This is a genomic window from Halothiobacillus neapolitanus c2 (assembly GCF_000024765.1).
GTDB classification, from domain to species: domain Bacteria; phylum Pseudomonadota; class Gammaproteobacteria; order Halothiobacillales; family Halothiobacillaceae; genus Halothiobacillus; species Halothiobacillus neapolitanus.
On the sequence record NC_013422.1, the window covers coordinates 98,984 to 114,651 of the forward strand.

The window sequence follows — 15,668 nt, forward strand, 5'->3', positions numbered from 1 at the left end:
GCGGGTGCAGCAGCCCCTTACTTTTGAACGCGTGCGCTTCCCCCTTTGTGGATGGGAGATTGAGGCGGATTCAAGAGGTTTTGCCATCGTGCAGGGGCTCCCGCAGGAACTCATTCACGAAGTCAGAATCCATAGAACAGGGCGCGGGCATGGAATGGCTTACAGTAAATATCGTAAATGACTATTGTTCTCATTTGGGTTTGCATGCTACAGTTCAATGAATGATTAAGATTTGCTTAATTAGGTTGATCGAGGTGTTTGTTCACTCGGTATAATGAGGTGATTAACCATGCTGGCTCTCTCTCAGTTGCTTTCCCGGAGCGAAATCCCCGCGATGCCCCATACATCTTCACAGCATAACCCTGCGCGTTCAGCCAGTTTTGGTATTGGTTTGGCGGCGCGCGGTTCGCGTGTGCGCGTGGTGGGCTTGACGGGCGAGCATCCTGCGCTGGCAAAGCGACTGGAGGGCATGGGTATTCATGCTGGCAGCGAATTGGAAATCCTGCAACGTGAAGGCGGCGCGTTGATTGTGCGGATCGGCAGTTCGCGTGTCGCTTTGGGTACGGGCATGGTGCACAAGATTCTGGTCACGGCGCAGTCATGACGACGAATGTCCAAATCACGCTGCTGGATCTCAAGCCCGGCGATGTGGGTGTGGTTAAAGGGTTCGCGCCAGGAAATGCAGATTACCGCCGCCGTCTGATGGCAATGGGTTTGACTCCGGGAACCCGATTTACTGTGACACGACTGGCGCCGCTGGGCGATCCCATTCAGCTTCAGGTGCGCAATTTTGCACTGACGTTGCGCAAGGATGAGGCCTGTTTGCTGCGAATCGAGCGTGCTGACGCGTCCTGAAGTTCGCGTTCTTGCTTTATATTTCCTGTTTTTATGGCGTACTTCGCGCCGACAACTTTGTGAGTACCTATGGCGACGTTCACGGTCGGTCTGATCGGCAACCCCAACTGCGGTAAAACCACACTGTTCAACGCCTTGACGGGGTTGCGGCAGAAAGTGGGCAACTGGCCGGGCGTGACGGTTGATCGCAAGGTCGGCACCTTCGATGTCGGGGCGGATCGGGTCGAGTTGGTCGATTTGCCCGGAACCTATTCGCTGGATGCCGCTTCCAGCGCCTCTTTAGATGAAGCCATCGCCCGCGAATATGCCTTGTCTGGTGAGGCGGATGTCATCATCAACATTCTCGATGCCAGCAATTTGGAGCGTAATCTCTACCTCACCACGCAATTGCTGGAGATGCGCGTGCCGCTGATTCTGGCGGTGAACATGCTCGATCTGGCCGAAGAGGCCGGTATTCATATCGATTTTGCAGCCTTGGAACAGCGCATTGGCTGCCCGGTGGTGCCAATAACGGCAGCCAAGAAACAGGGCCTGGATGAACTCAAGCGTCGTTTGGTCGAGCGCGCGGCCCATGCGGATGAGCCGGGTATCAAGATCGAATATGCCGCGTTGATCGAAACGGCCCTGCGCGAACTCAAACCCAAGATTGAGCCGGTGGCCGCAGCGCAGAATATCGATCCGCGTTGGATGGGCGTGAAGCTGCTGGAAAGCGACCGGCTCACGCTCGCAACCATCGACGACAGCTTGCGCACCGATGTCGAAGCGGCGCAGGAAAAAATTCGTGCGCATCTGGATGAAGAGGCCGATGTGTTCATCGCCGATGCGCGGTACACCTTTATTCACCAACTCACCAGCGCCAGCGTGACGCAGCGCGGTCAGTTGCGCCGTTCCCTTACCGATCGCATCGATGCGATTGTGCTGAACCGATTCCTCGGCATCCCGATTTTTCTGCTGATGATGTACCTGCTGTTTGTGATGAGTTTCAACGGCGGCAGTATTTTTCTCGATTTCTTCGATCAGGCCACGCACACCATTTTTGTGAGCGGTTTTGCCCATGTTTTGCAGCTAGTCCATGCGCCGGATTGGTTGATCACGTTCTTGGCGACTTCGGTGGGCGGTGCAATTCAACTGGTTTCCACCTTCATCGCGCCCATCGGCATGACGTTCCTGTTCCTCTCCCTGCTTGAGGATTCCGGTTACATGGCGCGCGCGGCCTTCGTGATGGATCGATTTATGCGCAAAATCGGCCTGCCGGGCAAAGCCTTCGTGCCGATGATCGTCGGCTTTGGTTGCAACGTGCCTGCCGTGATGGCAACGCGCACGCTCGAAGACCCGCGCGAACGATTGATTTCCGCACTCATGCAGCCGTTTATGTCGTGCAGTGCGCGCTTGGTTATTTACATGGCGTTTGTGGCCGTGTTCTTCCGCGAAAATGGCGGCCAGATTGTATTCGCGCTTTATGTGCTCGGCATTGTTCTGGCGATTCTGACCGCGCTGCTACTGAAAAAAACCGCCCTGCGTGGCGAAGCGACACCGTTTATCATGGAGTTGCCGACCTATCATGTGCCCACGTTGCGCGGCTTGTTGCTCACCACTTGGGAGCGCTTGTCGGTGTTTATTCTGCGCGTGGGCAAGGTGATTATTGTCGCCTCCGTTATTGTGACGTTGCTCTCAAGCTTCAGTACCAGTGGCAAACCACTGGGCGAAGGCGAAGTGGGCGATTCGATTCTGGGCAGCATCGGCAAAACCATCACGCCCGTGTTCCATCCGATGGGCATTACCGATGAAAACTGGCCAGCCGCCGTGGGCCTGCTCTCCGGTGTGGTTGTAAAAGAGATTGTGATGGGCACACTCAACGGCGTGTATACCCGCATGGATGCCGGTGATGCGGCCAAAGCCGCTGCCGATGAGCCAAAACCAAAAACCTTCGATTTCTGGGGTGGTTTGGCCGCCGCAGTGCAAACCATTCCCGATAACGCCAAAGCATTCGCCAAAGGCTTTTTTGACCCGCTAGGGTTTGGCCAAGTCGAGCAAACCCAGCAAAGCAACTTGCAGCAAGCGGCTGCACAGCAAGATCTGGATGCCACCACGCTCTCGCGCATGGGTAACCTGTTTACCACTTCGGCGGCGATTGCCTACCTGATTTTTATTCTGCTCTATATTCCCTGTGTGAACACCATGGCCGCGATTTACCGCGAGACGCGCAGCCGCGCGTGGACGCTGTTTGCGATTGTTTGGGGTATTGGTCTGGCGTATGGTTTGGCGGTGCTGTTTTATCAGTTCGCTAACTTCAACGCCCACCCCATGCAGTCGTTGGTGTGGTTGGTCGTCATATTGGCCGCGTTGATTGCTGTGATTGTCGCGCTCAAGCGCAACGGGCAACGGCTTGTACATGTTCCTCACTAAACTTAAAACCGGAGGTGTGCGCCATGAACTCCTCGCGCTTACTCACCCCAAGCCAGCTCAAAGCGTACCTCAAGTTCCGCGGCACCGCGCCACTGCGCGATGTACTGCTGCATTTTGATGCCGCTCCCAGCGCCGTTCTGCATCTGTTGGCATTCTGGCGCGAGCGCGGACACATTCGGCAAATCGCAGTGACGCCAGCGGTATGTGATAAAGGGTGTGGCGGCTGCGGCAGTGGCGATGTGTGCACACCAGACCCGCACGAATACGATCTGATCGAATGGGTGGAATCCAGCGCCTCACCAGTCTGCTTTGATGTCTTGTCCGATTACGATGAGGCATGGAAGCCCGGCAGCCCGCATGGGGTTTAAGCGACCCATCCGGTAACGAACTCGACGACCATTCCGGCTTCACGCCCCATCTTCCCACCCTGGTCAAGGCGGACGGTCTTCGGTTCGCCATGGGGACGATATGCCCGTCGAGGGACAGGTGTTTTAATCCCTGGGGTTGAACGGCATCGATGCCTTCATTTCCCTGTAGAAGTCGCGCGCTTCGTCTGTTTTGGCCGGTGGCGTGTGAATCATCACGGTCACGAAGTAATCGCCGCCAGCCAGACCGCGCCCGCGAACCCGCAAGCGAGAGCCGGATTGTGAACCGGCGGGGATGGTCATGCTGATCTTGCCGCCGGTGGGTGTCGGAACCGTCACTTTCTCGCCCAATGCCGCTTCCCAGGGCGTGACCGGCAGGTTGTACAGAACATCATTGCCGTCCAGCGTAAATAAACTGTTGGCTTCCAGTTGGAAGACAAGATACAAATCGCCTGCCGGGCCACCGTTTGCGCCGGAACCACCTTGCCCGGTCAAACGCATCCGCTTGCCCGGCGTGCTGCCCTTTGGAATGGTGACCTTGAGCGTTTTTCGCCCCGTCTCGGGGTGATCGGTGGTCACGGACTTGCTGCCGCCTTCGATCATTTCCTGAACACTCAATGAAAGCGCCATCTCATAATCAGGGCCGCGGGCCGCGCGCGTGCGGCGACCGCCATGTGCGGCACCGGGATCGAATCCGCCACCAAAGATGCTGCTGAAAAAATCCGAGAACCCCGCGCCACCATACTGGTCGCCGAACTGATTGGGGTCAAAGCCCGGTGGCGGACGGAAATCTTCGCCCGCACGATAGTTCGAACCCAAGGTGTCATAGCGCTGGCGCTTTTCTTCATCGCCCAGCACATCGTAGGCTTCGTTGATTTCCTTGAACTTCTCCTCGGCGCCGGCTTCCTTGTTGCGATCCGGATGATATTTTTGCGCTGCCTTGCGATAGGCCTTCTTGATTTCGGCCTGGGTCGCGGTGCGTTCCACACCGAGCGTGGCGTAGTAATCGTGGAATTTCAATTCAGTGACCTCAATGGTTCCATTTCATTCATAGGTTCGTGCATATAGGGCGAATGTGTGGGTTTTTCGTTTGAATTTCAAGCGATCACCAGGTTGCCCGGCCCCGTGCAACGGGAATTCCTTCGGGCGAAAAAAACCCGCCAGTTGGCGGGTTAGATGTCGCAGCGGATGGTAGCCATCCGGATCAGAGTCAACGCAGGCTTAACGCTGGCGGGCTTTGAAGCGTGGGTTGGTTTTGTTGATGACATAAACCTTGCCGCGGCGACGTACGATCTGACAGTCTTTATGCCGAGTCTTGGCAGACTTCAGAGAAGATAAAATTTTCATAACAGCCTCAGCCTAATCGAATTCGAACCAAAAATAGGTTGCGCAATTTATCCTAAATCCAGCGCGCCTGCAAGAGCATTCGCCCGGCTGCTCGCGTAGCCTGTACCGGAAAGCAAAAACCCGGAGTCATTACGCCGGGTTTTTGAGCGTCTACCGCCATTCACAATGGCAACAGAACGCGGGTTCATTAAGTAGTGGTGGCCAGAGAGGGAATCGAACCCCCGACACGAGGATTTTCAATCCTCTGCTCTACCAACTGAGCTATCTGGCCAGACAAGGCCGCGAATTAAACGCGATTCGTGGATGTTCGTCAAGCCCCTGCGGTGGTTTTCGCCGGTATTTTTGCGTGAATTGCTGACGAGATGCGGCACTTCGTTGTATGCTCCCGCTTCTAATAACGTGATCAGACGATATTCCCATGATGCCTGCCCGCACTGCAGAAATAACCCGTGATACTGCGGAAACCCAGATTGAGCTCCGTATAAATCTCGACGGCTCCGGCCGTGCGGAATTCAAGACAGGCGTACCGTTTTTTGAGCACATGCTCGATCAGATCGCCCGTCACGGGTTGATTGATATGGATCTGACCGCGCAGGGTGATCTGCACATTGATGATCACCACACGGTCGAGGACTGCGGTATTGTGTTCGGCCAGGCCTTGGCGAAGGCGGTAGGCGACAAGCGTGGCATTACGCGTTACGGCCACGCTTATGTGCCGTTGGATGAGGCACTTTCTCGCGTGGTGATCGATTTGTCGGGTCGGCCTGGACTCGTGTTTTCCTGCTCCTTCACGCGCGCCAGCATCGGGCGTTTTGAAACGCAACTCGTGGAGGAATTCTTCCGTGGGTTGGTCAATCACGCGGGCATGACCTTGCACATCGACAATATTCGCGGCGATAACGCGCACCACCAGGCCGAGACAATTTTCAAGGCGTTCGGGCGGGCATTGCGCATGGCGCTCTCGCCTGATCCGCGTCAGGCCGATCAGATTCCTTCGACCAAAGGCTCGTTGTAACCATGGCCGAGGCCATTGCTATTGTCGATTACGGCATGGGCAACTTGCGCTCTGTGGCCAAGGCCGTGGCGCACGTTGCGCCTGCGGGCACCGAGGTCCGGATTACCGATTCTGCCGAATATATTCTGAGTGCCGACCGGGTGGTCTTCCCGGGGCAGGGCGCCGCCGCCGATTGCATGGCCGCGCTCAAATCCCGCGATCTGATTGCGCCGCTGACTGAGGCGGCTAAAACAAGGCCATTTCTCGGTATCTGCATGGGCATGCAGGTGATGCTTGATCACAGTGATGAGAATGGCGGGGTTCATCTGCTGGCTTGGTTCAAGGGCGCAGTACAACGTTTTCCGGCTGGCGTGGATGCATCGGGCCTTGCGCTCAAAATCCCGCAAATGGGCTGGAATGAAATCAGACAGGTTCGCCCGCATCCCTTGTGGCACGGTGTTGCGGACATGAGTCGCTTCTATTTTGTTCATAGCTATTACTGCGCACCGGAAGATGCGTCGTTGACGGTGGGCGAGACGGAATACGGGCTGCGTTATACCGCCGCATTAGCGCGTGGCTCTGTCTTTGCGATCCAGTCGCATCCGGAAAAGAGCGCCGATGACGGGCTGACCTTGCTGAAAAACTTTACCCGTTGGGACGGTCGTTTCGACTGAACCCGACTGCTATCTTGCGTATCGAGGACGCTTCTGATGTTGTTGATTCCTGCCATTGATTTGAAAGCTGGCCAGTGTGTGCGACTCAAGCAGGGTCGTATGGACGACGATACCGTATTCTCGGATGACCCGGTGGCGATGGCCCAGCGCTGGGTAGATGCGGGCGCCCGGCGTTTGCATCTGGTTGATCTGGATGGCGCTTTTGCGGGCAGTCCGAAAAATCGGGAAAGCATTGCGGCGATCTGCGCGGCTTTTCCTGAATTGCCGATCCAGGTCGGCGGCGGCATTCGCGAGGAAGAAACCATCGAACAGTATCTCGCGATGGGTGTTTCCTACGTGATCATCGGCTCCAAGGCAGTTTCCGATCCGCATTTTGTCAGCGATGCTTGTCTGTCGTTTCCAGGGCACGTCATCGTCGGGCTCGATGCGCGCGACGGCAAAGTTGCGATTGATGGCTGGGCCAAGACATCGAATACCGATGCCACAGACTTGGCGCGTCGCTTCGAGCAGGATGGCGTTTCTTCCATCGTCTTCACCGATATCGCTCGTGACGGCATGATGCAGGGCGCGAATATGGAGGCGACCCGGGCCTTGGCGCGCGCCGTGCGGATTCCCATCATTGCTTCGGGCGGCATGACGGATATGGCCGATATCGATCGCTTGATCGATGCGGCGGATGACGGCGTGGCCGGCGCCATTATCGGTCGCGCATTATACGAGGGCGGTATCGACCTCGGCATGGCTCAGTCACGGGTTGATGCGCGTTGCGGCGTCCCGCCCTTTACCGAATGAGCCAAAAAAATGAGCCTGTATCGATGAGCCAATATCGATGAGCCAATATCAATGAGCATGGATCAATGAGCATGGATCAATGAGCTTGGCCAAACGCATTATTCCCTGCCTGGATGTGGCCGATGGGCGCGTGGTTAAGGGTATTCAGTTCGAATCGCTGCGCGACGCAGGCGATCCGGTCGAAGCCGCGCGCCGATACAATCTCGAAGGCGCGGATGAGCTGACCTTCCTGGATATTTCCGCTTCTCATGAAGGGCGAGACACGATGCGTCACGTTGTCGAGCAAGTGGCGGAGGAAGTCTTTATTCCGCTGACTGTGGGCGGCGGTATCCGTGCGCTCGCCGATGTCCGCTCGTTGTTGAATGCCGGTGCGGACAAGGTGTCGATAAACACGGCTGCGGTGTTCAATCCCGACCTGATCAAGGAAATTGCCGACTCGATCGGCGCACAATGCCTCGTGGTTGCGATTGATGCCCGGCGCGTGTCCCAGCCCGGCGAGCCGCTGCGATGGGAGATTTTTACCCACGGCGGGCGCAAGCCGACCGGTCTGGATGCGGTCGAGTGGGCGAACCGGATGGCCGAATACGGTGCGGGCGAGCTGCTCGTGACCAGCATGGATCGTGACGGCACCAAGCAGGGGTTCGATCTGGAGCTGACGCGAGCGATTGCCGATTCCGTGCCGGTGCCGGTCATCGCCTCCGGTGGCGTCGGCAATCTGGACGATCTCACGGCGGGCATCCTGCAAGGCCATGCCGATGCGGTGCTGGCGGCAAGTATTTTTCACTTCGGCACTTATCGCATCAGCGAGGCCAAGGCGAACATGGCAGCGGCAGGAATCGAGGTGCGACAATGACGGTACCGTTATGGATCGATGCGGTGCAATGGACGGACGATGGTCTGGTGCCCGCGATTGCGCAGGATGCCCAAACCGGCCGCATCCTCATGTTCGCCTGGATGAATCGAGTCGCTTTGGAACAGACGGTGTCCACGGGGGAGGCGGTCTACTTCTCCCGTTCGCGCCAACGCCTTTGGCATAAGGGCGAGGAAAGCGGGCATGTGCAGCGGGTACAGGAGATTCGTCTCGACTGCGACGGCGATGTCATTCTGCTCCAGATTGAACAGATCGGCGGTATCGCCTGTCATACGGGTCGAGAAAGCTGTTTTTTCCGCCGTTTGGTTGATGGGCAATGGCAGATCACCGATCCTGTATTAAAATCACCGGGCGAAATTTACGGGGAAGGCGCGCATGGCCACGAATAATCCGGGCGAACTGTTGGCCCAGTTGGCCGCCGTGATCGAGCAGCGCAAGCAGGCCGACCCCGGTTCGTCCTATGTCGCGCAGCTGTTCGCCAAGGGTCGGAGCAAGATTGCCCAGAAAGTGGGCGAAGAAGGCGTCGAGGTTGCTCTTGCCGCTGTGAGCGGAGATAACGTAGCCATTGTCAGCGAAATGGCTGATTTATGGTTTCACAGTATGGTGTTGCTGGCCGACGCGGGTCTGTCTCATCAGGCGGTGCTTGATGAGCTGGGTGAGCGATTTGGTTTGTCCGGCCTTGAAGAAAAGGCCAGTCGGCCCCAAAGCATTAAGTCTGGGGCAAGCAAGACCGGGAACCACAAGAATTGATTCATTATTTGAGGAGCGCGAAAAATGGGTAGTTTCAGCATTTGGCATTGGTTGGTCATTCTGGCGATCGTACTGTTGCTGTTCGGCACCAAGCGTCTGAAAAATCTGGGCGGCGATCTGGGTAGCGCGATCAAAGGCTTCAAGAACGCCGTCAAGGACGAAGAAAAGAAAGACGCGGATACCGCGGCAAGTGAAGGCAGCAAGGAATCCTTGTCTCACAAGGAAGCAGACTCCAGCCGCGTCATCGAAGGTGAAGCCGTTCGCCGCCAAAACGCGAACGATGAGTCTGGCAACAAACCAAGCTGAGGTTGCCCGTTAAACCGGCAGCCAAGCCAGCACCAAGGGTCAAACCGTGTTCGGATTCAGTATTTGGGAAATCTTCCTGATTCTTGTGATCGCCCTGCTTGTGGTCGGCCCCGAGCGGCTGCCCGGTCTTGCGCGCACGATCGGTACCTGGGTGCACAAAATCAAAAAGTTTGTCGCGAACGCAAAGGCCGAGCTGGACAGTGAGTTCAACTTTCAGGACATGAAAGATATTCTCAACTCTCAGGAGTCGGAGATTGCCAAGTTGCGCGCCTTGGTGGAAGAGACCCGGCAGGAAGTGAATGAGTCTGGGCGTCAGGTTCTGGGTGCAGTCGACGACGCGGAGGCAAGCTTCCGCGCAGCGGCGCAGTCAGAACAAGAAGTAGCGGGCGCCCCGCTGAAGGCCATCGATGATGCGGCCCCTGCCGAGCAGCCCGTTTCTGCCGAAAATAAGCAAGCCAAAACCGGCAAGGACGCTGATGCCGCAACGGGTAAGGTGAAAACCTCCGCACCCACGTCTGTTCCATTGAGTTTTGACGAAGAAATCCGGATGCTTGAAGAAAGTTCGGGGCAGGCCTTCAAACGTCCCTTCGCGCCTGCTGAACCGGTAGATGCCCCATCCAATACCGCTGATGCCAATAAACCCTCACCCGATAGCGATAGCAAAACATCATGACTGAACGCGATTCGTCCCCAGAGGCGGACAAAAACGGTCTTGCAGACGTCGTCGAAGAAACCGGCATGGCCGGTTTCCTTGGGCATCTGGTGGAGCTGCGTAATCGGTTGCTTAAGGGCGTTCTGGCAGTACTGGTGCTGTTTCTGATCTTATTTCCGTTTCGCAATGAACTGTTCACCATGCTCGCCGATCCGCTTTCGCGTCACATGCCGGCCGGTTCGACGATGATTGCTGTGGAAGTGGCGTCCCCGTTCTTCATCCCGTTGAAACTTACCGCCCTGACGGCCGTGTTCATTGCAATTCCCTTCCTGCTGTATCAACTCTGGGCGTTTATTGCGCCCGGCCTCTACAAGCATGAGCGAAAGTTGGTCGCGCCCCTCGTCTTTTCCAGCACGATCCTGTTCTATCTCGGGGCGGCGTTCGCGTATTTTGTCGTCTTCCCGGTTGTATTCGGATTCCTGAGTACGGCGGGGCCAAGTGATGTGAACTTCGCGCCGGATATCGGAGAATACTTAAGTTTTGTCACCTCATTGTTCTTTGCCTTCGGATTTGTGTTCGAAGTGCCGGTGGCGATCGTTCTGCTGGTGATCGTGGGTGTGGTGACGCCGGATAAACTGGCTGGATTCCGCCGTTACGCCATTCTGATCGCTTTTATCATTGCGGCCATACTTACCCCGCCGGATGTGCTGTCGCAGTTCATGATGGCGTTGCCGATCATCATGTTGTATGAGTTCGGTTTGTTTGTGAGCCGGTTTTTCTATAAGGCCAAACTGGCGCGCGCTGCCGAGGTTGAGGCGGAAGAATCGGGCGCAGCGGATGATGAATCCGATGAGGCCGTCTCCGCGCGCCATGCCGAGTACGAGGCCAAAGCGCAAACACAGGCTGACGAACCGCTGGATATGGATAAGGCCTTTGATGAAGCGGAAGCCGATCAGCGCCGGCTGGAGTCCGATTCATCGGCAAGCGATGATGGCCCCGAGTCAAATACTGCCGGTCGCACAGAAGAGGGCGAGCAGCCTTCCACGGGCAGCAAGCCAGAGGACGAACCAAACGCACCCTCCGAGCCATCGCCCAAAAAGCCCGATAGCCCGGTTTAAGTCGAAAAAACAAATGATGACGGGCGGCCATCCCGCTCCGATTTTTTATTTATGAAGGAATAAGTACATGTCACGAACCGCACCGCGTAATCCCGTTCTGTTGATCATCATGGACGGGATCGGCGTTAACCCCAGCCGCGAGAACAACGCATACGCACTGGCCAACACACCCAACCTCGATTATCTGTTTTCGCACCATCCGCACACCGTGATCGAAGCATCGGGGCGAGCCTGCGGTTTGCCGGACGGGCAGATGGGCAATTCCGAGGTAGGCCACCTGACGCTGGGCTGCGGTGATCTGATTCGTCAGGATTTGGTGCGGATTGATGACGCGATTGCCGACGGCAGCTTTTATGAGAATACCGCACTGGTCGAAGCGGCTCAGAAAGCGGCGGCCGATCATCGACCGCTGCATCTGATCGGACTGGTTTCCGACGGTGGCGTGCATAGCCACATCAATCATCTGTTGGCCCTGATCGACCTGGCCAGCCGCCATGGCGCGCGTCCGCTGGTGCACATGATCACCGATGGTCGGGATACCGCACCGAAGTCCGCACGCTCCTATCTGCCGGAGCTCGAGGCCAGCTTGAAGGCAGCCGGTGGTGCGATCGCCACGATCAGCGGGCGTTATTACGCCATGGACCGGGATCAGCGTTGGGAGCGGACAGCCCTGGCATGGGAAACGATCGTGCGTGGCGACGGGCCTCGTGCCGAGTCGGCGGAGGCCGCATTGGAGGCTTCCTATGCCGATGGCAAGACGGACGAATTCGTTCTGCCGATGGCGCTCAAGGCGTTCGAGCCTATCGAAGCGGGTGATTCAGTCATCTTCTTCAATTTCCGAAACGACCGTCCACGCCAGCTTACCGAGGCGTTGGCGCAAACGGATTTTTCCGGGTTCGACCGGGGCGATTACCAAACCGTGCGCGTGACTTGCCTGACCGAATACGACCCCCGTTTTCTGTCTCCGATCGGTTTCCCGCCCGAGCGGCCCAAGAATGTGCTGGCGGAAGTGATCAGTCAGGCGGGCATCAAGCAGTTCCATTGCGCAGAAACCGAAAAATACGCACACGTCACCTTCTTCTTTAACGGCGGCAAAGAAACACCATTCGCCGGCGAAGACCGATACATGGCGCCGTCACCGAAAGTGGCAACCTACGACCTTCAGCCGGAAATGAGCGCTCATGAAGTAGCGGATGCCACCATCGCCGCCGTCGAGCGCGAGGAGTACGGCTTCGTGCTGGTCAACTTCGCCAATGGCGATATGGTCGGCCATACGGCCGTGCGTGATGCCGTGATTAAGGCCGTGGAAACCGTGGATCTGGAAGTGGGCCGTCTCGTGCAGGTTGCCCAGAAACATGGCTACTCCATCATCGTGACCGCCGATCACGGCAACTGCGATGAAATGGTCGATCCGGTGACCGGCGAACCACACACCCAGCACACGGTTTACCCCGTACCGTGTCTTTTGATCGACGAAACCGAGCCGCGTTTGCGTACCGGTGGCGGGATTGCAAACATTGCCGCCACCGTGCTTGAATTGATGGGCTTGCCTGTGCCGAAGAAGATGAAGCGCTCGCTGTTGCTCAATTCAAGCAATGTCAGCGAGTAAGCGTTTGGGATTCAGCTACGCTGCCCCAACCGTTCAAGCCGCAGGCGCTGGCGATCATCGAACAGTCGCCTGGCGCCGAGATGCACGGCCAGCAACGAACCGAATCCGGTTGCCGCAGTGATCAGCAGCATGATCAAAATCTGGTAACGCACTGCTTCCATTGGTGGCGCACCCGCCAGAATCTGGCCGGTCATCATGCCCGGCAGGCTGATCAGTCCGGCGGCGGCCAGCATGTTCAGGGTGGGAATCAGGCCCGCACGCAGCGCCTCGGTGCGCAGGTCGGCCATGGCCTGTGTCGCGGTTTGTCCCAGTAGCAGACGGGCCTCGATTCGACTCTTGTTGGACCATGCGGTTTGTGTCAGATGATTCAACGCCAGGCCAATCCCTGTCATTGTATTGCCCAGAATCATGCCCAGCAGCGGTATGGCGTACTGCGGTGTGTACCACGGCTGGGGCGAGATGATGACGATCAGTGCCAGCAGTGTGATGATTGCTGCCGTCACGCCCATCGATAACAAGCCAATAACGTACCCTCGCCAGCCCTTGATCGGCCGTTTCTGGCGCGCGCTCACTTCGTAACCGGCCAGCGCCAGCATGACTAGAGCCATCAGCCCGATCCAAACGAGATGAGCAGATTCAAACAGGGTCTTGAGCACCAGTCCGACCAATAACAGTTGGAGCGTCATCCGAACCGTCCCGATCACGAGCGAGCGCTGCAAACCGAGGCCCATCAAGAACTGGACCACGCCCAATGCCACCACCAGCAGGGCCGCCAGACCTAGATCAATTGCAGAGAGGGTTTCGATATTCATGAGCGATGGGCCTGATGTGTTGTATCAGCGCAAATTTCAAGCGAGCGGTTGCCGAGCAATGCGCGTTCATCGACATCGTGGGAAACCCAGATCACTGCGGCTTGCTCGGACTGAGCATAGGTCTTGACCAATTCGATCAATTTTTGGGCATTGCGTTGATCCAGGTTGGCGGTCGGTTCGTCCAATAGTAGAACTTTGGGTTGAAGCACAAGTGCGCGTACAAGTGCCAGGCGTTGCCGTTCTCCGGTGGATAGGCGTTCGACGGGGGCATCAAGCAATTCCGGGGCAAGCGAAAGCATCGAGAGCCACGCTTCTGGGGGTTGTTCTGAAAAATGTTGAGCGACAACATCTGCCCACCAGCCCGATTCTGCAGGCACGTAACCGACCTGTTGACGCCAGTTTTCGGGGCGGATTTTCGTTTGTGACACGCCATCAAGCAGAACATCGCCCGTATGCGGAGTCAGATCAGCAAGAGCGCGTAGAAACTGGCTTTTCCCGATACCGGATTGACCGTAGATCGTCAGAATTTCCCCTGCCTCCAGTTGCAGGCTTACCGGACGATAACGCACACCGCTGCCGGGTTCACCCGTGACATTGCGTGCTTCAAATAACATATGGTTTCCTTATGTGCATTGGGCCGCTCTTTTCATGCTGTCTGTGCACCTTTAAGTCATTGCCGGTTGAATAAAAAAACCGCCGGTGCGGCGGTTTTCCAGTCAGAGGCACAAAGTGCGTGATTATTCAGTCGCAGTTGCACCATGATCGGCCGAATTATTCATGACGGCGATGTAGGAAGCCAGAGCGTTGATTTCGCTGTCAGTCAGGTGCTTGGCTTGGGGAATCATGGCGTAGGAATTCGCACCCATTTGCTGACCTTTGCGGTACAGGTTCAACAGCGATACGACGGAGTCGTAAGGCAAGCCCGCAAGTTTTGGTGCAGCGAAGAGTTTGCCGCCTTCACCCGCTGCACCGTGGCACACCGCACAGCTGGAGAACAGGGCATGGCCCCAGGCAACCACTTCTGAAGAGACAATCTTCTGGGTGGGTGCTGCGGCGGCGGCTGGTTTTGCTGCCGGAGCAGCTTCGGCTGCGGCTGGTGCGGCAGAGGCCGAGTGACCGCCGAGTTCGGCAATGTACGCACCGAGGTCGGCGATGTCGGCATCAGACAAGCCAGCTGCTTGTGGTGCCATGGTGCCGTAACGCGCACCACCCAGACCGTGCTTGGCCAGATACTCTTTGTCGCCTTTCTTGAACGCATGCAGGATGGCTTCGGCATCGGCTGCGTTGAGTTTGGTCAGGTTAGGGAACGCACCGCCATTGCCTTTGCCGTCCGCACCATGACAGGCGGCACAGGTGGCGTATTTGGTTTTTCCGGCAGCGGCATCACCCGTGCTTGCTGATGCCGTGGTTGAAGTTGCTGCCGCAGGAGCAGCAGCCGGTTCTGCGGCACTCGCCGAGTGACCACCAAGTTCAGCGATGTACGCGGCAAGGTCAGCAATGTCGGCATCAGAGAGGCCGGCTGCTTGCGGTGCCATGGTGCCATAACGCGCACCGCCTAGGCCATGCTTGGACAAGTAGGCTTTGTCGCCTTTCTTGAAGGCATGCAAAATGGCTTCGGCATCAGCCGCATTGAGTTTGGTCAGGTTCGGGAATGCGCCGCCATTGCCCTTGCCATCAGCGCCATGACAGGCTGCGCAAGTAGCATATTTTGTCTTTCCGGCGGCGGCATCACCGCCACTGACGGCCGCGACTGGCGTAGTAGTCGGCGCGGGGCTGGATGAGGCAGCTTCGGACGTGGGTGATGCGGGTGCGCTCGTGGCCGATGCAACGCTTGGCGCATCACCGGGCGAAAATTCGTTCTTATAGGTCTGGCCCGTGACCACGTGGATCAGCGAGGTGACCAAATAGTAGATGGCTGCCAGTAGCAACACCGTGCCGACCAAGCCTACAAATTTTGCACTCGAATCTACCTTAGGGGTATGACCTTGAGCCACGGGAACCTCCAAATCAAAAACAGTTAAATGTAAGAAAAAATCACCGGCTCGGGTAACGACACCGGTAACGATCAGAGCGGGAAATTGCAAGGTGCGAGCAAAGAAATCGCAGCAGCAAACCGG

The 15,668-nt window shown here is 57.0% G+C and carries 19 protein-coding genes and 1 tRNA gene; 14 read left to right on the forward strand and 6 right to left on the reverse strand.

The annotated features are described in order from the left end of the window. Nucleotides 1–289: 289 nt before the first annotated feature. The 4 genes from HNEAP_RS00490 (at nt 290) to HNEAP_RS12055 (ending at nt 3,629) form a co-directional block, all read left to right on the forward strand. Nucleotides 290–604, forward strand: coding sequence for a FeoA family protein (locus HNEAP_RS00490; RefSeq protein WP_012823005.1), 315 nt, complete (start codon nt 290–292; stop codon nt 602–604). Further along, nucleotides 601–855 carry a FeoA family protein gene (locus HNEAP_RS00495; protein ID WP_012823006.1) on the forward strand — a complete coding sequence of 85 codons (255 nt, stop codon included), beginning with the start codon at nt 601–603 and terminating at the stop codon, nt 853–855. Before HNEAP_RS00490 ends, HNEAP_RS00495 begins: the two co-directional genes overlap by 4 nt. 69 nt (nt 856–924) lie before the next feature. Next, nucleotides 925–3,261 carry a Fe(2+) transporter permease subunit FeoB gene (gene feoB, locus HNEAP_RS00500; protein WP_012823007.1) on the forward strand — a complete coding sequence of 779 codons (2,337 nt, stop codon included), beginning with the start codon at nt 925–927 and terminating at the stop codon, nt 3,259–3,261. Nucleotides 3,262–3,284: 23 nt separating this feature from the next. Next, entirely contained in the window at nt 3,285–3,629 is a 345-nt protein-coding gene (locus HNEAP_RS12055) for a FeoC-like transcriptional regulator (protein ID WP_012823008.1), read from the forward strand. Between the two features lie 123 nt (nt 3,630–3,752). Here HNEAP_RS12055 and HNEAP_RS00510 read toward each other — a convergent pair whose 3' ends face one another. The 3 genes from HNEAP_RS00510 to HNEAP_RS00520 all read right to left on the reverse strand — a co-directional run bounded on the left by HNEAP_RS00510 (nt 3,753) and on the right by HNEAP_RS00520 (nt 5,244). Next, nucleotides 3,753–4,646: a DnaJ C-terminal domain-containing protein gene (locus HNEAP_RS00510; protein ID WP_012823009.1), complete on the reverse strand. Its 894-nt coding sequence runs from the start codon at nt 4,644–4,646 to the stop codon at nt 3,753–3,755. Between the two features lie 201 nt (nt 4,647–4,847). Continuing rightward, complete coding sequence (gene ykgO / locus HNEAP_RS00515) at nt 4,848–4,973, reverse strand: type B 50S ribosomal protein L36 (protein ID WP_012823010.1); 126 nt, start codon at nt 4,971–4,973, stop codon at nt 4,848–4,850. Between the two features lie 195 nt (nt 4,974–5,168). After that, a tRNA-Phe gene (locus HNEAP_RS00520) sits at nt 5,169–5,244 on the reverse strand. Nucleotides 5,245–5,394: 150 nt separating this feature from the next. Here HNEAP_RS00520 and hisB point away from each other — a divergent pair. From hisB to gpmI, 10 genes are all read left to right on the forward strand, one after another. Then, nucleotides 5,395–5,988: an imidazoleglycerol-phosphate dehydratase HisB gene (hisB, locus tag HNEAP_RS00525; protein ID WP_133484676.1), complete on the forward strand. Its 594-nt coding sequence runs from the start codon at nt 5,395–5,397 to the stop codon at nt 5,986–5,988. A gap of 2 nt (nt 5,989–5,990) precedes the next feature. Next, nucleotides 5,991–6,641 (forward strand): imidazole glycerol phosphate synthase subunit HisH, encoded by a 651-nt coding sequence (gene hisH, locus HNEAP_RS00530; protein WP_012823012.1) that lies wholly within the window; start codon nt 5,991–5,993, stop codon nt 6,639–6,641. 36 nt (nt 6,642–6,677) lie between these two features. Further along, complete coding sequence (gene hisA, locus HNEAP_RS00535) at nt 6,678–7,433, forward strand: 1-(5-phosphoribosyl)-5-[(5-phosphoribosylamino)methylideneamino]imidazole-4-carboxamide isomerase (RefSeq protein ID WP_012823013.1); 756 nt, start codon at nt 6,678–6,680, stop codon at nt 7,431–7,433. 79 nt (nt 7,434–7,512) lie between these two features. Continuing rightward, on the forward strand, nt 7,513–8,286 hold the full coding sequence (gene hisF / locus HNEAP_RS00540) for an imidazole glycerol phosphate synthase subunit HisF (protein ID WP_012823014.1): 774 nt from the start codon (nt 7,513–7,515) through the stop codon (nt 8,284–8,286). Then, nucleotides 8,283–8,693, forward strand: a complete 411-nt coding sequence (hisI, locus tag HNEAP_RS00545) for a phosphoribosyl-AMP cyclohydrolase (protein WP_012823015.1) — start codon at nt 8,283–8,285, stop codon at nt 8,691–8,693. The genes hisF and hisI overlap by 4 nt, the downstream gene beginning before the upstream one ends. Beyond that, the gene (locus tag HNEAP_RS00550; RefSeq protein ID WP_012823016.1) at nt 8,680–9,054 is read left to right on the forward strand and encodes a phosphoribosyl-ATP diphosphatase; all 375 of its coding nucleotides are present in this window, start codon (nt 8,680–8,682) and stop codon (nt 9,052–9,054) included. Before hisI ends, HNEAP_RS00550 begins: the two co-directional genes overlap by 14 nt. 24 nt (nt 9,055–9,078) lie before the next feature. Next, entirely contained in the window at nt 9,079–9,360 is a 282-nt protein-coding gene (gene tatA, locus HNEAP_RS00555) for a Sec-independent protein translocase subunit TatA (RefSeq protein WP_012823017.1), read from the forward strand. 46 nt (nt 9,361–9,406) lie between these two features. Beyond that, nucleotides 9,407–10,033, forward strand: a complete 627-nt coding sequence (gene tatB, locus HNEAP_RS12060; RefSeq protein ID WP_012823018.1) for a Sec-independent protein translocase protein TatB — start codon at nt 9,407–9,409, stop codon at nt 10,031–10,033. Beyond that, the gene (gene tatC, locus HNEAP_RS00565; protein WP_012823019.1) at nt 10,030–11,130 is read left to right on the forward strand and encodes a twin-arginine translocase subunit TatC; all 1,101 of its coding nucleotides are present in this window, start codon (nt 10,030–10,032) and stop codon (nt 11,128–11,130) included. Before tatB ends, tatC begins: the two co-directional genes overlap by 4 nt. Nucleotides 11,131–11,197: 67 nt before the next feature. Next, nucleotides 11,198–12,739, forward strand: coding sequence for a 2,3-bisphosphoglycerate-independent phosphoglycerate mutase (gene gpmI / locus HNEAP_RS00570; RefSeq protein ID WP_012823020.1), 1,542 nt, complete (start codon nt 11,198–11,200; stop codon nt 12,737–12,739). Nucleotides 12,740–12,750: 11 nt separating this feature from the next. Here gpmI and HNEAP_RS00575 read toward each other — a convergent pair whose 3' ends face one another. From HNEAP_RS00575 to HNEAP_RS00585, 3 genes are all read right to left on the reverse strand, one after another. After that, nucleotides 12,751–13,551, reverse strand: a complete 801-nt coding sequence (locus tag HNEAP_RS00575; RefSeq protein WP_012823021.1) for an ABC transporter permease — start codon at nt 13,549–13,551, stop codon at nt 12,751–12,753. After that, on the reverse strand, nt 13,548–14,165 hold the full coding sequence (locus HNEAP_RS00580) for an ABC transporter ATP-binding protein (RefSeq protein WP_012823022.1): 618 nt from the start codon (nt 14,163–14,165) through the stop codon (nt 13,548–13,550). Before HNEAP_RS00580 ends, HNEAP_RS00575 begins: the two co-directional genes overlap by 4 nt. A gap of 123 nt (nt 14,166–14,288) precedes the next feature. Then, the gene (locus tag HNEAP_RS00585; RefSeq protein WP_012823023.1) at nt 14,289–15,545 is read right to left on the reverse strand and encodes a c-type cytochrome; all 1,257 of its coding nucleotides are present in this window, start codon (nt 15,543–15,545) and stop codon (nt 14,289–14,291) included. Between the last annotated feature and the right edge of the window lie 123 nt (nt 15,546–15,668).

What these genes read in the sequence shown, in the direction of transcription:
- HNEAP_RS00490 (WP_012823005.1), top strand. Translation starts at nt 290, where the DNA reads ATGCTGGCTCTCTCTCAGTTGCTTTCCCGGAGCGAAATCCCCGCGATG.
- HNEAP_RS00495 (WP_012823006.1), top strand. Translation starts at nt 601, where the DNA reads ATGACGACGAATGTCCAAATCACGCTGCTGGATCTCAAGCCCGGCGAT.
- feoB (WP_012823007.1), top strand. Translation starts at nt 925, where the DNA reads ATGGCGACGTTCACGGTCGGTCTGATCGGCAACCCCAACTGCGGTAAA.
- HNEAP_RS12055 (WP_012823008.1), top strand. Translation starts at nt 3,285, where the DNA reads ATGAACTCCTCGCGCTTACTCACCCCAAGCCAGCTCAAAGCGTACCTC.
- ykgO (WP_012823010.1), bottom strand. Translation starts at nt 4,973, where the DNA reads ATGAAAATTTTATCTTCTCTGAAGTCTGCCAAGACTCGGCATAAAGAC.
- hisB (WP_133484676.1), top strand. Translation starts at nt 5,395, where the DNA reads ATGCCTGCCCGCACTGCAGAAATAACCCGTGATACTGCGGAAACCCAG.
- hisH (WP_012823012.1), top strand. Translation starts at nt 5,991, where the DNA reads ATGGCCGAGGCCATTGCTATTGTCGATTACGGCATGGGCAACTTGCGC.
- hisA (WP_012823013.1), top strand. Translation starts at nt 6,678, where the DNA reads ATGTTGTTGATTCCTGCCATTGATTTGAAAGCTGGCCAGTGTGTGCGA.
- hisF (WP_012823014.1), top strand. Translation starts at nt 7,513, where the DNA reads ATGAGCTTGGCCAAACGCATTATTCCCTGCCTGGATGTGGCCGATGGG.
- hisI (WP_012823015.1), top strand. Translation starts at nt 8,283, where the DNA reads ATGACGGTACCGTTATGGATCGATGCGGTGCAATGGACGGACGATGGT.
- HNEAP_RS00550 (WP_012823016.1), top strand. Translation starts at nt 8,680, where the DNA reads ATGGCCACGAATAATCCGGGCGAACTGTTGGCCCAGTTGGCCGCCGTG.
- tatA (WP_012823017.1), top strand. Translation starts at nt 9,079, where the DNA reads ATGGGTAGTTTCAGCATTTGGCATTGGTTGGTCATTCTGGCGATCGTA.
- tatC (WP_012823019.1), top strand. Translation starts at nt 10,030, where the DNA reads ATGACTGAACGCGATTCGTCCCCAGAGGCGGACAAAAACGGTCTTGCA.
- gpmI (WP_012823020.1), top strand. Translation starts at nt 11,198, where the DNA reads ATGTCACGAACCGCACCGCGTAATCCCGTTCTGTTGATCATCATGGAC.
- HNEAP_RS00575 (WP_012823021.1), bottom strand. Translation starts at nt 13,551, where the DNA reads ATGAATATCGAAACCCTCTCTGCAATTGATCTAGGTCTGGCGGCCCTG.
- HNEAP_RS00580 (WP_012823022.1), bottom strand. Translation starts at nt 14,165, where the DNA reads ATGTTATTTGAAGCACGCAATGTCACGGGTGAACCCGGCAGCGGTGTG.